Annotated in this window: 22 protein-coding genes, 1 pseudogene and 1 riboswitch; of the genes and pseudogenes, 20 read left to right on the top strand and 3 right to left on the bottom strand. The window is 41.2% G+C overall.

The features are described 5' to 3' along the window. Positions 1 to 293 precede the first annotated feature (293 nt). The 16 genes from N693_RS0101295 (at position 294) to N693_RS0101220 (ending at position 16,057) form a co-directional block, all read left to right on the top strand. On the top strand, positions 294 to 1,352 hold the full coding sequence (locus N693_RS0101295) for an acyltransferase (RefSeq protein WP_253271145.1): 1,059 nt from the start codon (positions 294 to 296) through the stop codon (positions 1,350 to 1,352). 209 nt (positions 1,353 to 1,561) lie between these two features. Continuing rightward, positions 1,562 to 2,272 carry an N-acetylmuramoyl-L-alanine amidase gene (locus N693_RS0101290; RefSeq protein ID WP_025782990.1) on the top strand — a complete coding sequence of 237 codons (711 nt, stop codon included), beginning with the start codon at positions 1,562 to 1,564 and terminating at the stop codon, positions 2,270 to 2,272. A 124-nt stretch (positions 2,273 to 2,396) separates the two neighbouring features. Next, positions 2,397 to 3,257, top strand: coding sequence for a DUF72 domain-containing protein (locus tag N693_RS0101285; protein ID WP_025782989.1), 861 nt, complete (start codon positions 2,397 to 2,399; stop codon positions 3,255 to 3,257). Positions 3,258 to 3,259: 2 nt separating this feature from the next. Further along, complete coding sequence (locus N693_RS0101280) at positions 3,260 to 4,084, top strand: sulfite exporter TauE/SafE family protein (RefSeq protein ID WP_025782988.1); 825 nt, start codon at positions 3,260 to 3,262, stop codon at positions 4,082 to 4,084. Positions 4,085 to 4,086: 2 nt separating this feature from the next. Next, positions 4,087 to 5,463: a bifunctional UDP-sugar hydrolase/5'-nucleotidase gene (locus tag N693_RS0101275; RefSeq protein WP_025782987.1), complete on the top strand. Its 1,377-nt coding sequence runs from the start codon at positions 4,087 to 4,089 to the stop codon at positions 5,461 to 5,463. 54 nt (positions 5,464 to 5,517) lie between these two features. Next, complete coding sequence (gene yunB, locus N693_RS0101270) at positions 5,518 to 6,285, top strand: sporulation protein YunB (protein WP_025782986.1); 768 nt, start codon at positions 5,518 to 5,520, stop codon at positions 6,283 to 6,285. A 54-nt stretch (positions 6,286 to 6,339) separates the two neighbouring features. Continuing rightward, positions 6,340 to 6,520, top strand: a riboswitch (Lysine riboswitch). Positions 6,521 to 6,654: 134 nt separating this feature from the next. Further along, a complete protein-coding gene (locus N693_RS0101265) occupies positions 6,655 to 8,232 on the top strand; it encodes a Na+/H+ antiporter NhaC family protein (protein WP_025782985.1) in 1,578 nt (525 codons plus the stop codon). A gap of 292 nt (positions 8,233 to 8,524) precedes the next feature. Continuing rightward, a complete protein-coding gene (locus N693_RS0101260) occupies positions 8,525 to 9,709 on the top strand; it encodes an ABC transporter substrate-binding protein (protein WP_025782984.1) in 1,185 nt (394 codons plus the stop codon). 78 nt (positions 9,710 to 9,787) lie between these two features. Then, positions 9,788 to 10,663 (top strand): branched-chain amino acid ABC transporter permease, encoded by an 876-nt coding sequence (locus N693_RS0101255; protein WP_025782983.1) that lies wholly within the window; start codon positions 9,788 to 9,790, stop codon positions 10,661 to 10,663. Positions 10,664 to 10,676: 13 nt separating this feature from the next. Then, positions 10,677 to 11,627 (top strand): branched-chain amino acid ABC transporter permease, encoded by a 951-nt coding sequence (locus N693_RS0101250; protein ID WP_025782982.1) that lies wholly within the window; start codon positions 10,677 to 10,679, stop codon positions 11,625 to 11,627. Continuing rightward, the gene (locus N693_RS0101245) at positions 11,617 to 12,393 is read left to right on the top strand and encodes an ABC transporter ATP-binding protein (protein ID WP_025782981.1); all 777 of its coding nucleotides are present in this window, start codon (positions 11,617 to 11,619) and stop codon (positions 12,391 to 12,393) included. Before N693_RS0101250 ends, N693_RS0101245 begins: the two co-directional genes overlap by 11 nt. 2 nt (positions 12,394 to 12,395) lie before the next feature. Beyond that, a complete protein-coding gene (locus tag N693_RS0101240; protein WP_025782980.1) occupies positions 12,396 to 13,103 on the top strand; it encodes an ABC transporter ATP-binding protein in 708 nt (235 codons plus the stop codon). Positions 13,104 to 13,457: 354 nt separating this feature from the next. Continuing rightward, the gene (lipA, locus tag N693_RS0101235) at positions 13,458 to 14,387 is read left to right on the top strand and encodes a lipoyl synthase (protein ID WP_025782979.1); all 930 of its coding nucleotides are present in this window, start codon (positions 13,458 to 13,460) and stop codon (positions 14,385 to 14,387) included. 6 nt (positions 14,388 to 14,393) lie between these two features. After that, positions 14,394 to 14,753: a YutD family protein gene (locus tag N693_RS0101230; protein ID WP_025782978.1), complete on the top strand. Its 360-nt coding sequence runs from the start codon at positions 14,394 to 14,396 to the stop codon at positions 14,751 to 14,753. A gap of 88 nt (positions 14,754 to 14,841) precedes the next feature. Beyond that, the gene (locus N693_RS0101225; RefSeq protein WP_025782977.1) at positions 14,842 to 15,306 is read left to right on the top strand and encodes a DUF86 domain-containing protein; all 465 of its coding nucleotides are present in this window, start codon (positions 14,842 to 14,844) and stop codon (positions 15,304 to 15,306) included. Then, on the top strand, positions 15,293 to 16,057 hold the full coding sequence (locus tag N693_RS0101220) for a TIGR01457 family HAD-type hydrolase (RefSeq protein ID WP_025782976.1): 765 nt from the start codon (positions 15,293 to 15,295) through the stop codon (positions 16,055 to 16,057). The genes N693_RS0101225 and N693_RS0101220 overlap by 14 nt, the downstream gene beginning before the upstream one ends. A gap of 120 nt (positions 16,058 to 16,177) precedes the next feature. Here the strand turns inward: N693_RS0101220 and N693_RS0101215 are convergent, their stop codons facing one another. Then, complete coding sequence (locus N693_RS0101215) at positions 16,178 to 16,414, bottom strand: YuzB family protein (RefSeq protein ID WP_025782975.1); 237 nt, start codon at positions 16,412 to 16,414, stop codon at positions 16,178 to 16,180. 139 nt (positions 16,415 to 16,553) lie between these two features. On the opposite strand from N693_RS0101215, the gene N693_RS0101210 reads away from it, so the two are divergent. Further along, positions 16,554 to 17,618 (top strand): NAD(P)/FAD-dependent oxidoreductase, encoded by a 1,065-nt coding sequence (locus tag N693_RS0101210; RefSeq protein WP_025782974.1) that lies wholly within the window; start codon positions 16,554 to 16,556, stop codon positions 17,616 to 17,618. A 104-nt stretch (positions 17,619 to 17,722) separates the two neighbouring features. On the opposite strand, the gene N693_RS0101205 is transcribed toward N693_RS0101210, so the two are convergent. Further along, a complete protein-coding gene (locus N693_RS0101205) occupies positions 17,723 to 18,052 on the bottom strand; it encodes a YuzD family protein (RefSeq protein WP_025782973.1) in 330 nt (109 codons plus the stop codon). 23 nt (positions 18,053 to 18,075) lie between these two features. Here N693_RS0101205 and N693_RS0101200 point away from each other — a divergent pair. Beyond that, positions 18,076 to 18,371, top strand: a pseudogene (locus N693_RS0101200) (NifU family protein). A 47-nt stretch (positions 18,372 to 18,418) separates the two neighbouring features. Here N693_RS0101200 and N693_RS0101195 read toward each other — a convergent pair. Beyond that, positions 18,419 to 19,096, bottom strand: a complete 678-nt coding sequence (locus N693_RS0101195) for a DUF2225 domain-containing protein (RefSeq protein WP_025782971.1) — start codon at positions 19,094 to 19,096, stop codon at positions 18,419 to 18,421. 119 nt (positions 19,097 to 19,215) lie between these two features. On the opposite strand from N693_RS0101195, the gene N693_RS0101190 reads away from it, so the two are divergent. Further along, positions 19,216 to 19,581, top strand: a complete 366-nt coding sequence (locus N693_RS0101190) for an iron-sulfur cluster assembly accessory protein (RefSeq protein WP_025782970.1) — start codon at positions 19,216 to 19,218, stop codon at positions 19,579 to 19,581. A 358-nt stretch (positions 19,582 to 19,939) separates the two neighbouring features. Next, on the top strand, positions 19,940 to 21,157 hold the full coding sequence (locus N693_RS0101185; protein ID WP_025782969.1) for an NAD(P)/FAD-dependent oxidoreductase: 1,218 nt from the start codon (positions 19,940 to 19,942) through the stop codon (positions 21,155 to 21,157). Position 21,158: the final 1 nt, after the last annotated feature.

Here is a 21,158-nt window from a genome sequence, read left to right as displayed (position 1 = left end):
AGAGGCGAACTTTTTTAAGTTCGTCTTTTTGTATTCCATCGCTTAAATCTACATAAGCATCAGTTTTAGTTTCAGACGTTGAGTGACATAACTGTTGTGAAGAAAAATTTATCCTCTCTTAAACTTCCACCAGCAAAAAGGTTTGTGTTTGTTAGAATGTGTATCCTTAAAGTACATAGCTCCTAAATTCTCTTAATACTACAAATTTGATAATACTTGTCCACATATAGTCATATACTATAAGTAAAAGAAGAGAAAGGGTTTGAAATTCTTTGAAACAGAAAAACCTTTCGATGCATGGATTACGGGGATTGTTATCATTTTTAGTGGTAATATTTCACGCCTATTATGGGCTAGTATCTATCAACCTCTTGCAATTGATGACTGATACAAGCTTAGTGGACTCCCTAGGGTATATGTCTGTTAATTTATTTTTTGTAATAAGCGGATACTTGATAATACAGAGTTTAAATCGACATAGGCAAATAAAAAATTTTATAATTGATAGAGTGTTGAGGATTTATCCTGTTTATGTAGTTATCCATTTACTTATATTTATTGTTGGGCCAATTATAGGGTATAAATGGATGGCTGGAATATCTATTAACGAGTATGCAGGTCATTTCTTTTCAAACTTGCTATTATTACCTGGATTATTCACTTCTTTACCGATTGCACAACTCGTTTCTTGGTCTTTGAGTTATGAATTTTTATTCTATATTTTAACAGCATTAATTTTTGGTACACTACTAAATTATAAATCTGTAATGGGCTATTTTATTTTAATGATTGCTATTTTTATTTCGATTAGTTTCTTATATTTTCATCCAAGATCTAGTTTTTTTATAGTTGGTATTCTAATCTTTAAACTCATTGGGACAATAAATGTGAAAAGAGTGTACAAACCTTGGTTTTACTTTAATGGATTAATTTTAATAACTATACTGTATACATCTTTTGAGAGGTTCCATATTTTAGTTTCACTACTTTTAAGTTTCTTACTTTTTATAACAATCATAAATGAAGAAGGAATATTGTCGTTTGTATTACAATCAAAGTTCTTTTATTACCTTGGAAATATCAGCTACAGTCTTTACTTATGGCATACATTTGTAATGTTTATATTGAAGGTGTTTATGCACAAGATAAATGACTTTCTGGAGCCCTCGCCTTCTATCTTGTTTATGATATTCTTTGGATTATCAATATCTATTTCCATGATGGTTTCCCATTTATCGTATAATTTAATTGAGAAAAGATTTACCAATTATTTAAAGCATCGTATTAATGAAAAAAAGAAATTGAAAGCAAATAACGAATTAGAAATAGATAGTTTCTTAATATCTAAATAGAAATAGAAAGAGCCTGTTAATTTTTTGTATTTATATCGTTCATCTCTCATTCATAAATTACAACTGAACAAATTCGGTTTTTATATGCATAGCCTCTTGCACACGTTTAAACAAGTGCAAGGGGATTTTTAGTTTTCTGTATCCTTTTTATGACTAGTCGTCTATATAAAGATGAAGCATAATATGGCACTCGAAAAGGAGAATAGAAAATGGTGAAAATTGTACTTGATGCAGGGCATGGTTTACGAACAGCTGGAAAACTCACTCCTGATGGTGAGAAAGAATGGCTGTTTAACAACACAGTACTTATAGCGGCACAGTCAATATTGGAAACATATGAAAATGTCGAACTGCTAAGAGTGGATGATCCGACTGGAAAGACTGACGTTCGGTTAAAAATGAGGACAGACTATGCAAACACATGGAAAGCCGATGTCTATCTATCGTTTCATCACAACGCCAATACAGGTGTTTGGGGCGACTGGGGTGGGGTGGAGACGTATACGTTTGAGGGGAATGGATCGAATTCGAAGGCTGATAAACTTGCAAAATTCATTCAGCCGAGACTCGTACGTGCAATGGGGCTGCGAGATCGAGGCGTACGAAAGAAAAACTTGCATGTGCTCCGCGAAACCAAGATGCCTGCTGTACTTATTGAAGGGGGCTTCATGGATTCCCGGACAGATATTGAAGCACTTAGGAATCCACAACGATTGAAGGCTCAAGGCGAAGCTATAGCTGAAGCAGTGATAGCTTATTATCAACTCAAAAAGAAATCGAGCACGGCATCTATTATCAATCACGGAAAGACATTCCGATTAGTAACAGGTACATTTCTATCCAAAGAAGATGCAGAAGTCTCAGCTGATCGTCTAAGGAAGCAACACGGATGGACCGTTTATGTAAAAGAAGAATCCTAACAGCTGACCTTTGCTGAAATGCAAAGGTCATTTTTTCATCCTCACACAGTCCCGAAGTCCAGAAAAACGGATTAGTTATGATATGATGAGGGTAACAGATTCGTACACGATTGGAGGGCTAAACATGATTGAAATCGGCTTAACTGGATGGGGAGACCACCCTGATGTGTATGCGCCCTCATCCACAGCGAAAGAAAAGTTAATGGACTATAGCGCTCATTTCCCTGTCGTCGAACTGGATGCAACGTTCTATGCGATCCAACCGGAACGAAATATCCGAAAATGGATTAAGGAAACTCCTGATCACTTCGGTTTCATCGTCAAAGCATATCAAGGGATGACAGGGCATCTGCGCGGCGAACTGCCGTATGAATCGAAGGAAGAAATGTTTGAGCTCTTTCGTCTTTCAATGGAACCGCTAATAGAAGCGGACAAGCTATCGCTTATCTTAGTACAGTTCCCACCCTGGTTCGATTGTGTCAAAGAGAACGTTGAAGAAATACGATACATAAGTAAGCAATTAGAAGGATTCGATATTGGAATTGAATTTCGTCACCAGTCTTGGTATGCGGAAGAGTTACGTGATAAGACACTTCGTTTCCTGGAAGAGAACCATCTAATCCATGTCATTGCAGATGAACCGCAAGCAGGTACAGGAAGTGTTCCATTTGTTCCAAGTGTTACACGGAGTGATAAAGCGGTCATTCGTCTACATGGTCGAAATCTAGCAGGATGGCGTAACCCAGGTGGGAGTAGGGAAGCGTGGCGGAAAGTGCGTTACTTGTATGATTATACAGATGAAGAGTTAAAAGGAGTGCAATCAGCTGTTGAGCAGGTAGAAAAAAAGTGCGATTATGTTGCTGTTATTTTTAATAATAACTCAGGTGGGCATGCTGCAGAGAATGCCAAACGTTTTCAAAAAATGCTTCATCTCTCTTTCGATGACTTGGCTCCTAAACAGCTCGACATCTTTGAGGGGGAATAACGATGGAATATGTTTTGCTGATTGTTATTGGAATGCTTTCAGGAGTGGTTGGTTCACTCGTCGGACTAGGTGGAGGTACGATTTTTGTCCCTGTCACAATATTAGTGGGAATTGACTTAGGCTGGATCCCACATGTGACACCACAGACGGTTGTAGGGATGTCCGTGATCATGATGGTGTTCAATGGGCTGTCTTCAACTCTGTTCCACATGAAAGCCAAAACTATGGACTACAGAAGTGGATTCATCTTCTTCGCTGGTAGTGTCCCAGGCACAATTTTAGGGGCATTTTTTAATAAGAGTTTAGATTTAGGGTCTTTTAACTTATACTTTGGGATATTACTGATCTTTTTAGCGGCTCTACTGCTCGTCAAAAAATATTTGAAACCTATCAATTGGTTTGTGAATCACGGCAAAGAAATTACATTCACTGATCCACAAGGTGAAACACATGTGTATGGGTATCCGATCTGGTTTGCTCTTCTGCTGACATTTGTGATTGGCTTAATGTCGGGCTTGTTTGGAATCGGTGGCGGTGCAATGATCGTACCAGCTATGCTTCTACTATTTTTATTTCCGCCGCACGTTGCAGTCGGTACATCGATGCTCATGGTATTTTTGTCTGCTCTCGTCAACTCCGGGACTCATATTTATCTGGGTCACGTCCCTTGGCTCTATTCACTCGCAGTCATTCCGGGTGCTTATATAGGAGGAACACTCGGATCCATGTTGAACAAGAAGATGAGTTCTGAAACGCTGGTTGTAGTGTTACGCGTACTATTACTATTATTCGGGATTAATTCAATTATTGATGGGATTTGGGGTTGACAATGATCGCTAGAAAAACAGAAACCATTCATATATATCATACAAACGACATTCATAGTCATTTTGACAATTGGCCAGGTATCAGTGAATTCTTAGTGGATAAACGAATTGAACACGAACAGGCTGGAGAGTCTTGTTTTGTTTTCGATCTCGGTGATTTCGTCGATCGGTCTCATCCATTTACTGAAGCGACTGAAGGAAAAGGGAATATTGAACTGTTGAATCGTGCCAAATATGATGCGGTGACAATAGGGAATAACGAAGGGATTACGTTATCACACGAGGCACTCGAAGAATTGTATGTGGATGCCCAGTTTGAGGTGGTCGTTGCAAACCTGAAGAATATGGATGGACGTGAGTTAGAGTGGGCTGTTCCATATACGTGCTACACAACCCATAGTGGAGTAAAACTGGCTGTGATAGGGGCTACTGCTGTTTATGAGTTATTCTACGACAAGCTTGGTTGGTCGATTCAAGAACCTCGCAAAGTGTTGGCGGATCTTGCTTCCGAGTTAAGCCATTCAATGGATTGCGTCATTTGTCTCTCTCATCTTGGGGTGAATGAAGATCGTCTTTTAGCTAAGGAAACATCCTCGATCGATGTCATTTTAGGCGCACACACTCATCATTTGTTCTTACGAGGTGAGGTTGTTGAAAATACATTGTTAGCCGCCACAGGGAAATATGGACAGTATGTAGGGCATGTCACGCTCACACTGGAGAATGGTCAAGTTGTCGATAAAAAGGCAACTGTCATACAGGCAGATGAACTTAAGGCAGAAAAACATGAATTCAAAGCTGTGCAGCAGATGATCACTGAGGGAACGCAACTATTAGATGAAGAAGTTTTTACAACGCCTAGTAGTCTTGGGCAAAATCTATTTGGGCCGAGCCCGCTATCCGACATTTTCGGTCGAGCATTACTCGCCTATACGAAAGCGGATTGCGGATTGTTTAACTCGGGAATTTTTCTTGGACGACTTCATGAAGGCGTTGTTACGAAGAGAGATTTGCACCGTATTCTTCCACATCCGATCAATGCATGTGTCATCATAGTAACCGGCCGTGCTTTAAGGGAGTATTATGAAATATCTTGCCATCCTGATTGGCCGCGTACTGAAGTGAAGGGACTTGGATTCAGAGGAACAATGATGGGCGTAATGATCCAAGTGAATCTGAGGATGAAACAAGATATTCTCTATATGGGGGATGAAATCGTCGAACCAGATAGAGAGTATAGGTTAGCAACTCTTGATATGTTTACATTCGGTTTCTTTTATCCGAACATGAAATTAGAGAAAATTGACTACCTCGTCCCGGAACTCATTCGTGATATTTTCGGCTGGTATGGGGAAAAGCATTTTGGAACAACTTCATAACAAGTAATAAGCGACTCCTCCTCTTCATATTGTGGAATAGGGAGGCGTCGCTTTTTGAAATTTCACATGCAAGTCCCTAAGAAACGAAAACCGAAAAGAAGATGGTTAAAACTCATTATCCCAGCACTTCTTTTGACGATAATCGGAAGTTTTTACTATTTAAATATGAAGTTAAAGCCGGTTTACATGAACTATGCTGAAGTTCAAACACGTAAAATTGCTGCACACGTTATCAGTCAAGCCATTCAATCGAGGTCAACAAGTGTGTTGGATGCGAACGATGTCCTCTTGAATATCCCTAATGATTCTAATGAGACGGTTACACTAAAAGTCGATGCAGAAACCATTAATCAGGTTATGGCCGAGATGCATCAGTTGGTTGAAGAACACTTGGACCGAGCAGAGTCCGGAGATCTTGAAATGTTACCGCAAAGTGATGGGATCAAATTCGATACTGAAGAAATGGAGAAGCATGGAGGTGTCGTCTTTTTCGTTCCAATCGGTCAAGTTGCGGATATTCCGCTGCTCGGGAATTTAGGACCGAAGATTCCAATCAGGTTTCATATTGTAGGAGATGTACATGCGGACGTTGATACAAAACTAACAGAGTATGGCATCAATAACGTCTATATGGAAGTGAATATGGAATTGACTGTAAATGTCCAAATTATTATTCCAATAGCAACTAAACAAAGTACAGTTGTTCAGCAAATCCCGATTGCTATCGGTATCATCCAAGGGGTCGTTCCACAAATCTATACGAAGGGGGGACAGAGTCCAGCAAATATCGAAGTACCTATGGAAGATATTAAGAAACCATAAGTGACCTTGCATGTTCTATCGATTATTGTTATGATTAGAAAGTAATAACGTAATCGATAGGGTAGAGGCTGCACTGTTTAAGAGTACCGCATGCGAGGGTGACATCGTAGACCATGCGTGAAAGGAAGCATTGCCGAAGTCTGATGGAACGTCAATTCCATGAGGCTGGGGTCATTTCGAAAAGGGATGGCACTGTCAGGGACAGCTATATTGTCCATGATGAGCTACAATCGTCAGTGAGATAACGAAAGTGATTATCAAACAAACGACATGTAGACAGCCGGTACCCGGTCCACTTGAAAAGAGTGAAACGGGCACCGGCTTTTTTGTTTCCCCGGTTACATTAACAAATTGAAGGAGGAGATTGGAATGATTGGAACTTGGTTATCGATACTGCCACCAGTGATTGCCATTGTAATGGTACTCACGACAAAGCGGGTGCTACTTTCACTCGGGGCAGGGATTTTGTCCGCTGCATTACTAGTCGCTTCCTTTGCACCAGTGGAAACATTGACGCAGTTAGGGAAAGCGCTCATCGTCTCATTTTGGGCAGATGGTGAATTGAATACGTATAATATTTTCATAATGTTATTCATACTCTTGTTAGGTGTTATTACGGCACTTGTTAGTCTATCAGGAGGAAGCCGTGCCTTTGCAGAGTGGGCTGTAACGCGAATCCAAACTCGCCGAAGTGCAAAACTTCTTACGATGGTATTAGGAATTGCCATTTTTGTAGATGACTATTTCAACGCACTTGCGGTTGGTCAAATCGCACGACCGATTACAGATCGTCATAAGATTTCTCGAGCAAAACTTGCTTATTTCATAGACTCTACATCGGCTCCGGTGTGTGTGATTTCACCTGTATCGAGCTGGGGAGCGTTCCTAATCGGACAACTTGCAATCATTCTTGCAACGACTGCTACAGTCAACTACTCACCGCTAGCAGCATTTCTAATGATGGCGCCGATGAACTTTTATGTAATTGCTACATTAGCAATGGTATTCTTCTTCGCTTGGACGAATATCGACTTTTTTGCAATGAAAAAACATGAAAATCGTGCAGAAGAAAAAGGGGAGTTATTTGATCCTAATAAAGAGATACCTGGACAATTGAAAGATGAGTTCCCTGAGCACAATCATGGACGTGTAAGAGATCTAGTAGCACCGATTGTGACACTTGTAGCTGTAACATTGGTGTCGATGGTTATTACAGGGTACAAAATTGGTGGAGAGTTAAATCTATGGACCATCTTTGAAAACACAGATGTTCCGTTGTCCTTAGTCATTGGCGGTCTTGCAGGTACTGCAATTGCCATCATACTATATACTTCTCAATTTAAGGTGAATCAGACCGCATCTGCCGGGTTAATTGGGCAAGCATTTGTCAGCGGTGTAAAAGCGATGATGCCTGCAGTATTAATTCTAATACTGGCTTGGTCACTGACTCACTTAATCGATATTTTAGAGACTGGACTATTCTTATCTGAAGTAGTCGGGAAGTCAAATATCCCTGTAGCATTCCTGCCAGTTGTACTGTTTGTGTTAGCGGGATTAATGGCCTTTTCTACAGGAACTTCTTGGGGATCATTCGGAATCTTACTTCCGATTGCAGGAACGATTATGGTGAACGCAGCTCCGGAATTACTATTACCAGCATTATCTGCAGTACTTGCAGGGGCGGTGTTCGGTGACCACTGTTCACCAATATCGGATACGACAATTCTTTCGTCTACAGGAGCAGGAAGTAATCACATGGATCACGTCTCAACACAGTTACCTTATGCGCTCATGGCAGCTGCAATTGCGACTGGTGGATACATTGTTCTTGGATTAACAGGATCGATTTGGATCGGTCTTGTTGCAGTAATTATTATTCTAGCGGCATTGTTTACTGTTTGGAATGTGAGAAATTCAAAAAAAGCAGTGAGCGTAACAGCAGAATAAGCAGAAAAAAGGTATTCCTACTTAGTTGTGGGGAATACCTTTTTTGTATGTTGAATAATTCTATTCACTAGGAAATTAGCAATAGTTCCCTCTATCTAGAGGGTAGAAGTGACGGGAACCGAAACAATTTAACAATCTAGTAATAAGATTTTGAAAATTTGTATAGACTGAATTGGAAGTTTGTTTTAGAATAGGGATACAGAAAGAAAAGAAAGGGTGCGGATGTCTCCACTCGGACTAATGCAATCCTTTCTGTTGTAATTTCAGAATAGTTTAATAAGGGGGAAGAGAAATGAAGTTTAAAAGAGCATGGAGTTTACTAGCAGCGATGACGCTTGGTGTTGGTCTCCTAGCGGGCTGCGGTCAAGAAGGTAAGGACGGAGCATCAGGTGGGAAGGATGGCGATGAGATTAAAATCGGGGTAAACCTCGAACTCTCAGGAGCGGTTGCTTCATACGGTACATCCGAAGCGGACGGAATTCAGCTCGCTGTTGATGAAATCAACAAAGACGGTGGAATTGATGGCAAGAAAATAAAGCTTGTTAAAATTGATAACAAGTCAGATGCTGCTGAAGCAACAAATGCAGCAATCAAACTGACGACTCAAGAGAACGTTGTAGCTATAATCGGTGCAGCCACAAGTGGAGCAACAGTGGCACAAGCTCAAATTGCAAATGACAACAAGACGCCGCTCATTAGTCCCTCCGGAACAAGCCCGACAGTTACAGTCAATGAAAAGGGTGAGGTAAATGAGTACGTGTTCCGTACATCATTCATCGATCCTTTCCAAGGAACGGTTGCAGCGAACTTTGCAGCAAATGATTTAGGTGTTAAAAACGTTGCAATTTTCTCGGATAACGCAAGTGACTATTCTAAAGGTCTTGCTTCATCCTTTAAAGAAGACTTTGAAAAAGCAGGTGGAAAAATTGTTGCCGAGGAATCATATGTTGCGAAAGATTCTGATTTCCGTTCCACACTGACACGTATTAAATCTGCTAATCCCGAATTCATTTTTATTCCTGGTTATTATGAAGAAGTTGGCTTGATTGTTAAACAAGCACGTGAAATGGGTATCAATGTCCCACTTATGGGTGCTGATGGATGGGATTCTCCGATCTTGATGGATCTTGCAGGGGCAGATGCGCTTAACAATACGTTTACAACCAACCACTATTCCTCTGACGATCCAGACGGTGCGGTTAAAGCATTCAATGACAAGTTTAACGAGAAATATAACAAGGCTCCGGATGCCTTTAACGCTCTAGGGTACGACACAGTCTACTTGTTGAAAGATGCAATTGAACGTGCTGGCAGTGCAGATTCAACAAAGATTAAAGACGAACTTGCTAAGACAGATGGACTCGATCTTGTAACAGGTAAATATTCAGTGGATGAAAATCATCACCCGATTAAATCTGCAACCATCCTTGAATACAAGGATGGCGAGCAAGTCTTCAATACGAAGGTGAATCCATAATTTCATGAGGGGTGGGGAGCTCTCTCCCTACCTTCTTTTTTTGGACGAATGTCAGATATGAAAAAGGAGTGAGACATCATGGAATGGCTACAGCAACTCATCAACGGTATTTCTTTAGGCAGTATTTATGCGCTCATTGCGCTAGGTTATACAATGGTATACGGCATTATTAAGTTGATCAACTTTGCACACGGTGAAGTGTTTATGATTGGTGCGTTCATAGGATACATCTCCATTGCAGGATGGGGTCTAGGCTTTTTCCCAGCACTTTTACTTTCGATGACGGTTTGTGCGATTATTGGTGTCGTCATTGAACGCATCGCTTACAAACGTCTAAGGAATGCAACACGTATTGCTGCACTTATTACAGCTATCGGGGTTTCTCTTCTCATTCAAAACGGAGTGATCTACTTTAGAGGTGCACAACCAGCGGCTTATCCTGAAGTATTTGCGAACAAATCATTTAACCTGTTTGGTGCACAAATTAGCACACAGGCAATTCTTATACTATCTGTATCTGTATTCTTGATGATTGTCCTACAGTTCATTGTACATAAGACAAAAATCGGGAAAGCCATGCGAGCTGTATCCTATGACGCTGAAGCTGCAAAACTAATGGGTATTAACGTAGACAATACAATTTCTGCTACGTTCGCAATTGGGTCTGCACTAGCTGGAGCAGCAGGTGTCATTTTCGGAATCTATTATACAAAAATTGATCCGTTAATGGGCGTTATTCCAGGTCTGAAAGCATTTGTCGCAGCTGTACTTGGTGGGATTGGAATCATTCCAGGAGCGGTTGCAGGCGGTCTTGTACTTGGCGTCGTCGAAACAGTAGTAAGTGCCCTTGGATTCTCCTTGTGGCGAGATGCGGCTGCGTTCATCATTTTGATTTTGATCTTAATCTTTAAACCTTCTGGCATCTTCGGTAAAAACACAAGAGAGAAAGTGTAGGTGAAACGAAATGATGAAAAAATCTAAACAGTTTTGGGTATTTGCCATTTTGGCAATTGCAATCTTCGCTGCCATCCAGTTTATGATTAGCGGAGGATTTTTGAATAATTTCTATTCCAATACACTGATCTTTATGGCGATTAATATCATGCTGGCGGTCAGCTTACACCTAGTCATTGGAATTACGGGACAATTTTCTCTCGGTCATGCTGGTTTTCTAGCTGTCGGTGCCTATGTATCCGCAATTATGACGATGAAACTCGATTTGCCATTCTTTGCAGCGATTCTAATTGCTGGAATTGCAGCAGCGCTTGCAGGGTTGGTAGTTGGTATCCCAAGTTTGAGGCTACGTGGAGATTATCTAGCCATAGCGACACTTGGGTTCGCTGAAATTATCCGCATCATTTTCTTGAATATCGATTATGTGGGTGGAGCTGCTGGTATGCAAGTCGCTCACTTAACAACATGGACATATACATTCATTTGCCTCTTCGTAACCATTCTAGTCATCGTGAACTTTACGAATTCGAGGCATGGTCGCGCATGTATTGCAATACGAGAAAACGAAATTGCAGCTGATGCAATGGGCATTAATACAACTTACTATAAAGTGCTTGCATTTGCGATTGGTTCTTTCTTCGCGGGCGTAGCCGGTGCGTTGTATGCACACAATTTCTACATTATCCAGCCTTCCAACTTCGGTTTTCTGAAGTCAATCGATATTTTGATCTATGTCGTACTTGGTGGTCTTGGTAGTTTGTCAGGTGCAATTGTTGCGACAATCTTATTAACAATCGTTTCTACATTCCTACAAGACTATCCTGAAACACGGATGATCATTTACAGTCTTGTCCTGATTATCGTCATGTTATACCGTCCAAAAGGGTTGATGGGCAAAATGGAATTCACAGACTATTTGAAGATGTGGATGCGTCCGAAAGGGGGAAGCCAGCATGAGCAATGAGGTATTGTTAGATGTGCAAAGCGCAGGCATCCAATTCGGGGGGCTAAAAGCAGTTTCAGGATTCAACATGAAAATCAATAAAGGTGAATTGGTTGGTTTAATAGGGCCAAATGGAGCAGGTAAAACAACTAGTTTTAACTTATTGACAGGTGTTTACGTTCCGACTGAAGGTGAAATATTCTTTGATGGAAAGAAAATTAATGGACTCCCACCGTTTAAAGTAACTCGTTTGGGGATGAGTCGTACATTTCAAAACATCAGGTTATTCGACGAACTTTCTGTTTTAGATAACGTGAAAGTTGCTTATCATTCACTAGCAAATGATTCTGTAATGAGTTCAATTTTGCGTTTGCCTTCTTATTTTAAGAACGAACATGAGATGGAAAACAAAGCGATGGAGTTCTTGAAGATATTCGAACTCGATAAATATAAAGATGAAACCGCAAAAAATCTTCCATATGGGAAACAGCGTAGACTAGAAATTGCGAGAGCACTTGCAGCAAATCCTGATCTGTTGCTGTTGGATGAACCTGCAGCTGGGATGAACCCTTTTGAAACGAAAGAACTGATGGATCTCATCGCCTTTATCCGAAAGCAATTCGGATTGACGATTCTTTTAATCGAACATGATATGAACTTGGTCATGGGAATTTGTGAGCGGATTTACGTTCTTGACCATGGTGTTTTGTTAGCTGAAGGATCGGCTGAAGAAATCCGGAACAATCCAAAAGTGATTGAAGCGTATTTAGGGGAGGAAATTGTATGAGCATGCTGAGCATCCAAGATTTGAACGTCTATTATGGCAGCATCCATGCATTAAAAGGGGTTTCTCTCGAAGTGAATGAAGGAGAAATCGTCACACTTATTGGCGCAAACGGTGCAGGGAAGAGTACATTGCTGAAAACGTTATCTGGCCTACTAAAGCCAAAAGATGGTACTATCCATTATCAGGATTCTTTGATAAGTGGGAAGCCGGCACAATCTATCGTGAAAATGGGGGTTTCCCAAGTACCAGAGGGGAGGCGGGTTTTCGCGGATATGACGGTAGAAGAGAATATTGAACTAGGTGCCTACTTGAGGAAAGACAAAGGTGAAATCGGGAAGGACCTTAAGAAAGTCTATAGTATTTTCCCAAGACTGTATGAACGGCGTAAACAAACTGCTGGGACGCTTTCAGGAGGGGAACAGCAAATGCTTGCGATGGGAAGGGCAATAATGGCGCGCCCTAAATTACTTCTATTAGATGAGCCGTCTATGGGACTGGCGCCGCTTATGGTCAAAACCATTTTTGAAACGGTTAAAGATATTAGTAAGGCAGGAACGACGATTCTGTTAGTTGAGCAAAATGCCCACATTGCACTTTCAATTGCGGATCGCGGATATGTAATTGAAACTGGTAGGGTCATTCTGTCAGGAACTGCAGCTGAGTTACAAGCAAGTGAAGAAGTGAAAAACGCCTATCTTGGCGGTCACTAAACAACTAAATTATCTAAGGAAAAGCGTCCCTTTTACGGGCGCTTTTCTTGTTACAACCCTTTAGGCATCAAGTTGTTCGCTTTCTGAATATATGTTACATTATTGGAAGTGGGGGAAACAGTAAACGTTTAACTAAATTCAGCAGGAGTCTTCCTCTTCTATAAATGTCCGTATGAGTGCGAACTTTTTATCTTTTTCGTGGGGATAAAGCTACTGAATTAAGTTATAGCCTCCGGCGGAAGTCACAGATTTTTAAGGGTGCTTTTCGAGCTCTCTCGAAAAAATCTGGACGCAATTACGCCAAGGCTCAATTGATATGGAATGGAGCTGAAGACTTTGTCTTGCAAACCAGGGGTGGACAAAAAAACAGAGCATATCCGTAAACCGGATTGGCTTAAAATCAAGTTGAATACGAACGAAAACTATACGGATTTAAAAAAGTTGATGCGTGAAAAAAATCTTCATACAGTCTGTGAAGAAGCGCGCTGCCCGAATATCCATGAGTGCTGGGGAGAGCGCAGAACGGCTACATTCATGATTTTAGGGGATACGTGCACACGCGCCTGCCGTTTTTGTGCCGTTAAAACAGGATTGCCAACAGAGCTCGATTTAGCAGAGCCGGAGCGCGTGGCAGATTCAGTTGCACTGATGAATTTAAAGCATGTCGTTGTGACTGCAGTTGCTCGGGATGACCAAAAAGATGGTGGATCCGGTGTGTTCGCAGAAACAATACGTGCGATTCGTAGAAAAAATCCATTTGCAACAGTCGAAGTACTTCCTTCTGATATGGGAGGAGAGTATGATAATATTAAACGGTTAATGGATGCCAAACCGGATATTTTGAATCATAATATTGAAACGGTTAGACGAATGACGCCGAGAGTCCGAGCACGGGCTAAGTATGATCGCTCGTTAGAATTACTTCGTCGTGCAAAAGAAATGTACCCAGAAATTCCTACAAAATCATCGATTATGCTAGGTGTGGGCGAGACGTGGGAAGAGATTTTAGAAACAATGGATGATTTACGTGCGAACCAAGTGGATATTATGTCTATTGGTCAATACTTACAACCAAGTAAAAAGCATTTAACTGTACAAAAATATTACACGCCAAAGGAATTCAAAGAACTCTTTGAGATTGCAATGAGTAAAGGCTTTTCGCATTGCCAATCAGGGCCACTCGTTCGTTCAAGTTATCATGCAGATGAGCAAGTGAATGCAGCGGCGAAAGAACGTCAGCGTAGAGGCGAAGAGATGCTTGAATCCTTGACTGTGAAAGGCTGAGTCGACATGACAGAACGACTAATTACGTTGGATCAGTACGAATTCGAGATTATCGAAAACTTTCGTGAGGGTTTTGACAGCGAAGCACTGATGAGTCGTTACAGTGAAATTCTTTTGAAATACGATTATATCCTCGGAGACTGGGGATATGGACAACTCCGTCTTAAGGGATTTTTTGAGGATCGTAATGCGAAAGCCACTTATGAAACGAAAATCAGCACGTTGCAAGATTACCTTTACGAATACTGTAACTTTGGCTGTGCCCATTTTATATTGAAAAAAGTAGGGAAAGTGAAGAAGGAACAAGCGGATGCTGATGCGAAACAGGAATTACCTGTTGCAGAAGAAATTCCGCAAACATCATAATCCCTTTCCATTCGGGCGTCTTGGAGAATTCTCTGTGACGTCCGTTTCTGCATGTTCTTTATACGAAGACATTTGAGGAGGAACTATCATGTATTTTATCGACCGGAAAAAAATTAGTGAGACGCTCGCTTATATGGAAGAACTTCTTGCACAATTTTCAAGTGAGTCTAACTGGCAAGATAGTACGTTAAAGACGTTGGCACTTGAACGAATCGCACAAAACATCATCGAGTCCATTATAGATGTAGGGAACTCCATGATTGATGGGTTTATCATGCGTGATCCGGGAAGTTATGAAGACATTGTCGATATTATGGAAGATGAAAAAGTAATCGACAAAGAAATGGAACAACCACTAAAAGAAATGATTGAATTACGAAAAATGCTTGTCCGTGACTTTATGAAAGTCGATTTAGGGGAAGTAGAGAAAACTATTAAGGCGAGCTACTCTTCACTCGAAAAGTTTCCCAGTTGTGTGTTAACATATTTGGAAAACGAATTGGGACCGGTTTCTGCATTCCTTCCAGAGGATTCACCTCATGGAACGCTATAAGACGATTTGCTTGGATCTGGATGGCACTGTATATAAAGGAAGCCAAGCTATCCCAGAGTCGGTTGCTCTCATCCAAAAGTTACAGCAATCAGGTATCGAGCCGTATTTCTTAACGAATAACTCATCACGTACAGCTCTGGAACAACAACAAAAACTGAAATTGCTCGGTGTTGAAACGACAGAGCAACAGATCATGACATCTGCGATCGCCAGTGCTAAGTATTGTGCACAACACTATACAGGTAAGTCAGTTCAAATGATTGGTGAATCGGGATTACGTGAAGCGTTATTAGACGAGGGAATTAGACTTGTCGAAGCTGACGGTGACATTGTGATCATGGGGATTGACCACAAAATTACATACGACAAATTAGCTACGGCTTGTTTATCTATACGAAATGGCGCACACTTTCTCGCGACAAATGGAGATCTTGCGTTGCCTAACGAACTGGGACTTGTGCCAGGCAACGGCGCATTCATAGAACTTGTAAAAGCCTCAACTGGAGTTACACCGACGATACTCGGAAAGCCACAATCGTACATGCTGGAATTCATCCAACAACAAAGTGGAGCAAGCAAGGAAGAGATGATTATGATCGGCGACAATTATGAAACGGATATTCTTTCAGGCATTCGTTACGGCATCGATACGATCCATCTCCAAGGCGGCGTCACGGCGCTAGAGGAAGTACTAGCCAAACTGGAACATCCGACGTATATGTTTAAAACGCTAGCCGAATGGAATGATTGAAAGTAATAACCTTCTTTCAATATGGTTTTTATTAGTATTATGACACGTGTTCCTAGCCAGTAGCATACAACAAAAGGACTTGCCCATTAACCCGGACAAGTCCTTTCGTATTTTCCTATTTTAAAAAAGAGGATTCTCTTCTATAAACTCGTAAATCTTCTCTGTCAGCTCAGCGGGTGTATCCGCTTCTACGACTTCTCCGTTCACTAGAGCATACAGTGACTCTACACACTTGGTGCAATAACTAAGACAACCATATTCCAAGACATCCAGATTCGGATCCTTCTCAAGTGCTTCCAGTGTCTCTTGAGAACCATTGGCTAAATTACTAATGCAAAACTCAACTATCGGGTTCACACCCATCACCTCACCTTGTACGATCGTACTCTTTTTTTCTTTAATCGTCAAAGCCCTTGTCTTATTGTGAAGAACGTCACAAACTGTTATACTCATACGTGAGGAAAAGACGGAAATCTCTCAGACAAAGGAGACTATCATGAAAAAATTGCTATTATTAGGTTCCGGTTACGGAAATATGCGAATTTTACTGCGAATACTGAATAACTTACCATCAGATGTTGCAGTGACACTAGTAGATCGCACATCATTCCATAGTTTAAAGACAGAATTCTATGCACTCGCTTCAGGTACTGTACCAGATAGCGAAGTGCGTGTTGCACTACCGACACATGAACGTTTGAAAGTTGTTGAAGGTGAGATTGCAGGAATTGAAGTTGGGGAAAAGTGTGTCTTACTTACAGATGGCAGACAGCTAGACTACGACCAACTTGTCATTGGCCTAGGTTGTGAAGATAATTATCACGACGTGCCAGGTGCTGACGAATTTACGTACAGCATTCAAACGATTGGTCAATCCCGTGAAACGTACAAAAAGCTTTTGAATTTAAATGGTGGTGCGACTGTTGGAATTGTCGGTGCGGGTCTAAGTGGCATCGAGCTAGCAAGTGAATTGAGAGAAAGTCGCTCAGATTTGAATATCAAATTATTCGACAGAGGACCGCGTATTTTACGTGACTTCCCGGAGCGTCTGAGTAATTACATTCAAAGTTGGTTCGCCAAAAACGATGTGGATGTCATTGCAAACTCAAATATTACTAAAGTTGAAATGAATCTACTTCATAACCATGAGGACCAAATTGCTGTGGATGCAGTAGTGTGGACGGCTGGTATTCAACCGACTAAAGTAGTTCGAGAATTGGATGTTGAAAAAGATAGGTCAAACCGTATTGTGTTGAATCAGTACCATCAGATTCCTGGCTATGAAGATGTATACGTCGTAGGGGACATCGCTGCACTTCCTCATGCTCCAAGCGCACAGTTGGCAGAAGGACAAGCGGAACAGATCGTTACTGTACTCAAACATACGTGGAATGGTGAATCGTTGCCAGAGACAATGCCGGAAATCAAGCTCAAAGGATTTATGGGGTCTCTCGGTAAAAAACAAGGATTTGCGTACTTAGCAGATCGCACGGTAACAGGACGAATTGCACGACTGTTGAAATCTGGAGTTCTCTGGATGTACAAATGGCATAATGGCTGAGTAAATCAAATAAAAGCGTGTAAGGCAGAAATACGCTGCCTTGCACGCTTTTGTTTGTAAAATGGATGACCCTAAGTTCTCAATTACAAAATAAGTATTATCACTTAACCAGCTGAAATGAAGCCATGTTTTTCTAGTTCATTGAAAATGGGTTTTAATTGAATATAGCCTTCACCAATCACTTCTTCGTTCACAAGTACAAGTGGATAGAAAAACTCTTCTTCTTTTACTTGTTCAGCCAGCTTGCGTTGACGATCGTTTTCAATAAAGGACTCAATATCGATATAAACGATCTCAAATGGATGATTTGGATATTTTCGTTGAATTGCAGCATCTAGCCATTCATATGTATCTTTTGACGTCGGTGCGTTCACACAACTTGCACAAACGACCTCTGCGCCGTATACTTCTACTGTAACGTGTTTAGCGTTCATAGCTAACGCCTCCTGATTCTCTATTGGATTTTTTTTGCGATCCAGTTTATAATAACTATAAGGAAAGGGGAGTTTAAAACTTATGACAGAAGCAACGATGAACGAATCCGTTCAAGAAGTGTTAAATAAATTACGTCCGTTCCTCTTACGTGACGGCGGTGACTGTGAACTAATCGATGTGGAGGACGGAATTGTAAAGTTACGTCTTCTAGGCGCTTGCGGTACGTGCCCAAGCTCCACAATTACATTGAAAGCCGGTATTGAGCGTGCTCTTCTTGAAGAAGTACCCGGCGTTGTAGAAGTAGAACAAGTTTTCTAAGGGCCATTTGGCTTCGCAGGAACGGGCCTCATGTGTCCGTTCCTGTTTTATTTTTCTTCTCGTATTTCTCGCCAGCGCTCTTTTGCCATTTCTATAAGCTGAGGTTCAGTGGAAGTTCTCTGCGCCTCAATAATCTTCGAGAAGTATAGAACAGCTTTATCACGATCACCCACACGCCATGACAACTCCGCAATCATGTAGAGAACACGCAATTCTGACATTTGGGTACCGACGTGATCGTCTGCTGAATAAGCTTCTTCATACAAATTTCGTGCAAGTGTTAAAAAACGCTGCTCTTCTTCCTCGTTTTTCATGATTCGATAGAGCCAAGCGGTCCTCAGCGTAATTCCAGCTGTTGTAAGTGATTTTTCTTTTTTTACCATTGCACTTAAATAGCCTAGCTTGTAAGCAGCGATGGCATCTTCAATAGTGCGCTCACCACCTAGTGAATGGGGTTTCCAACCAGCGGTAATGACTGAAGCTATTTGTTCTTTCGCTCCAGGTGCAAAATAGGGTGCAAAATCATCTGTGAACGAGAAACCGCACGATGGACATACAGCGATATTATAGAACAGTGGATTCACATCGCTGTCCACATAATTGGGTTTGAAATCACTATCCGTAGAAGCAACCCTTGCAAAACGAGAACGAATACGAGTCGTTGTGAAAGCTTCTTTACAATTCAAGCATACTATCTTTTTGTCATAAAATGGGGTAACTTCCATGCTGCACCATCCTTTCGTGCTTCCTTACCTATTATAGCAAAACTTTATAGAACAAGTGGGTTTCATTGCATTACAATTTACAACATTGATATGATTGATATTACTTAGGAGGGATATAGATGACACAACTACTCAACTTATCTGAAGCAGCTGCCTACCGAGTGAAAGAAATGATGGAGCATAATGGGGAGCAAGGATCTTTTCTACGTGTTTCTGTCAACGGTGGAGGCTGCAGTGGTCTTACGTACGGAATGGGATTTGATACAGAACAGCATGCGTCAGATCAGCTTTTGGAATTGCACGGAGTAAAGATTGTCGTGTCTTCTGAGGATACGGATATATTAGCAGGTACAGAAATCGACTATAAAGAATCATTAATGGGTGGTGGGTTCACCATCGAAAATCCAAACGCCATTGCTTCTTGTGGCTGTGGGACGTCATTCAGAACAGCGAAGAAAGCGGGAAATCCTGCAAGTTGTGATTGATACTCCCTAAAAATCGTTTTGTTCTATTTGCAATTTACGAATGCTTAAATAAGGTCTCTTGAAGGGCATGGATTAGAACATGACTCCTTCAAGAGATTTTTCTTATGATTTCACAGAAATTAGTCACGTCAACCAATTTGTAGGGGAATCGTTCCGTTTGTTGGAATTTTTTTACGAGTTTATGGAGACACTATGAAGTTATTTCAATATGTCCGATTATATTCCTAATAAGCTATTGAAATAGCAGGTCAAAAAGGCTACTATGAATGAGGAATATAAATAATAAACGCTGGATTGTAGGAATTACGTGATTTTTACAAACCGGCACATCATACAAGAAAAGGTGGAACCGATTCCCGTGAAAAAAAGACCTACAATCCTCGTTTTAGGTGCTGGATATGGTGGATTAGCAACCGTTGTAAATCTACAGAAATCTCTAGGCGTAGACGATGCTGAAATTATCCTTATTAACAAAAATGATTACCACTATGAATCTACTTGGCTTCATGAAGCTGCAGCAGGTACATTGAAGCCTGAACAAGTTCGTTATCCGATTAGCCGTGTTATTCAGCAAGACAAAGTGAAATTTGTGAAAGCTGAAGTTGAAGCAATCGATGTTAAAGCTAAAATGGTTACCTCATCAGCTGGACAGCATACATATGATTACTTAGTCATCGGACTTGGATTTGAAGGAGAAACATTCGGAATCCAAGGTCTTGATAAGTATGCACTTTCGATTGCAAACGTAAAGGCAGCACGTCAAATTCGTGAGCATATTGAATATCAGTTTGCGACATGGTCTCTTGAAGAAGTGAAAGCAGACAGCCGTTTAACTATTATTGTCGGAGGCGCTGGATTTACAGGCATCGAATTCCTTGGTGAACTCGGAGATCGTATTCCGGAACTTTGTGAAGAGTTCGATGTACCTGCTGACAAAGTAAAAGTACTTTGTGTAGAAGCAGCTCCTATGGTCCTTCCAGGATTTGACCCTGAATTGGTTGAATACGCAGTTCGACAATTGAAATCTAAAGGAATCGAATTCTCAATAGGTACACCAGTTGTTGAAGCGACTCCTGAAGGTGTTAAACTGAAAAAAGGCGACGACGAATTTGAATTCATCGAAGCTGGTACAGTTGTATGGGCAGCAGGTGTCCGTGGTAACCGTTTGATCGAAGAGACAGGCATCGAAAACATGCGTGCGCGCGTTAAAGTAGAAAAAGATCTACGTGCTCCAGGATTCGACGATGTCTTCATCGTGGGTGACTGTGCATTGATGATTAACGAAGAAATCAACCGTCCATACCCTCCAACTGCTCAAATCGCGATGCAGCAAGGAGACATGTGTGCAAATAACTTGATCGCTCTTATGAAAGGTCAACCGACTCAAGCATTCGTTCCGGACTTGAAAGGGAGCATAGCTTCACTTGGTTCTAACGATGCGATTGGAGTTGCTTTCGGTAAGAAGATGACAGGTAAGAAAGCATCCTTCATGAAGAAAATGGTCGACAACCGTGCCCTTTACTTAATCGGTGGGGCTGGTCTTACATTTAAAAAAGGAAAGTTTGACCTCCTTTAAT

The organism is Sporosarcina sp. D27 (assembly GCF_000586555.1).
GTDB lineage: Bacteria > Bacillota > Bacilli > Bacillales_A > Planococcaceae > Sporosarcina.
Note: the sequence above shows the minus strand (reverse complement) of the source record. Positions and strands in the feature narration are given on the sequence as shown.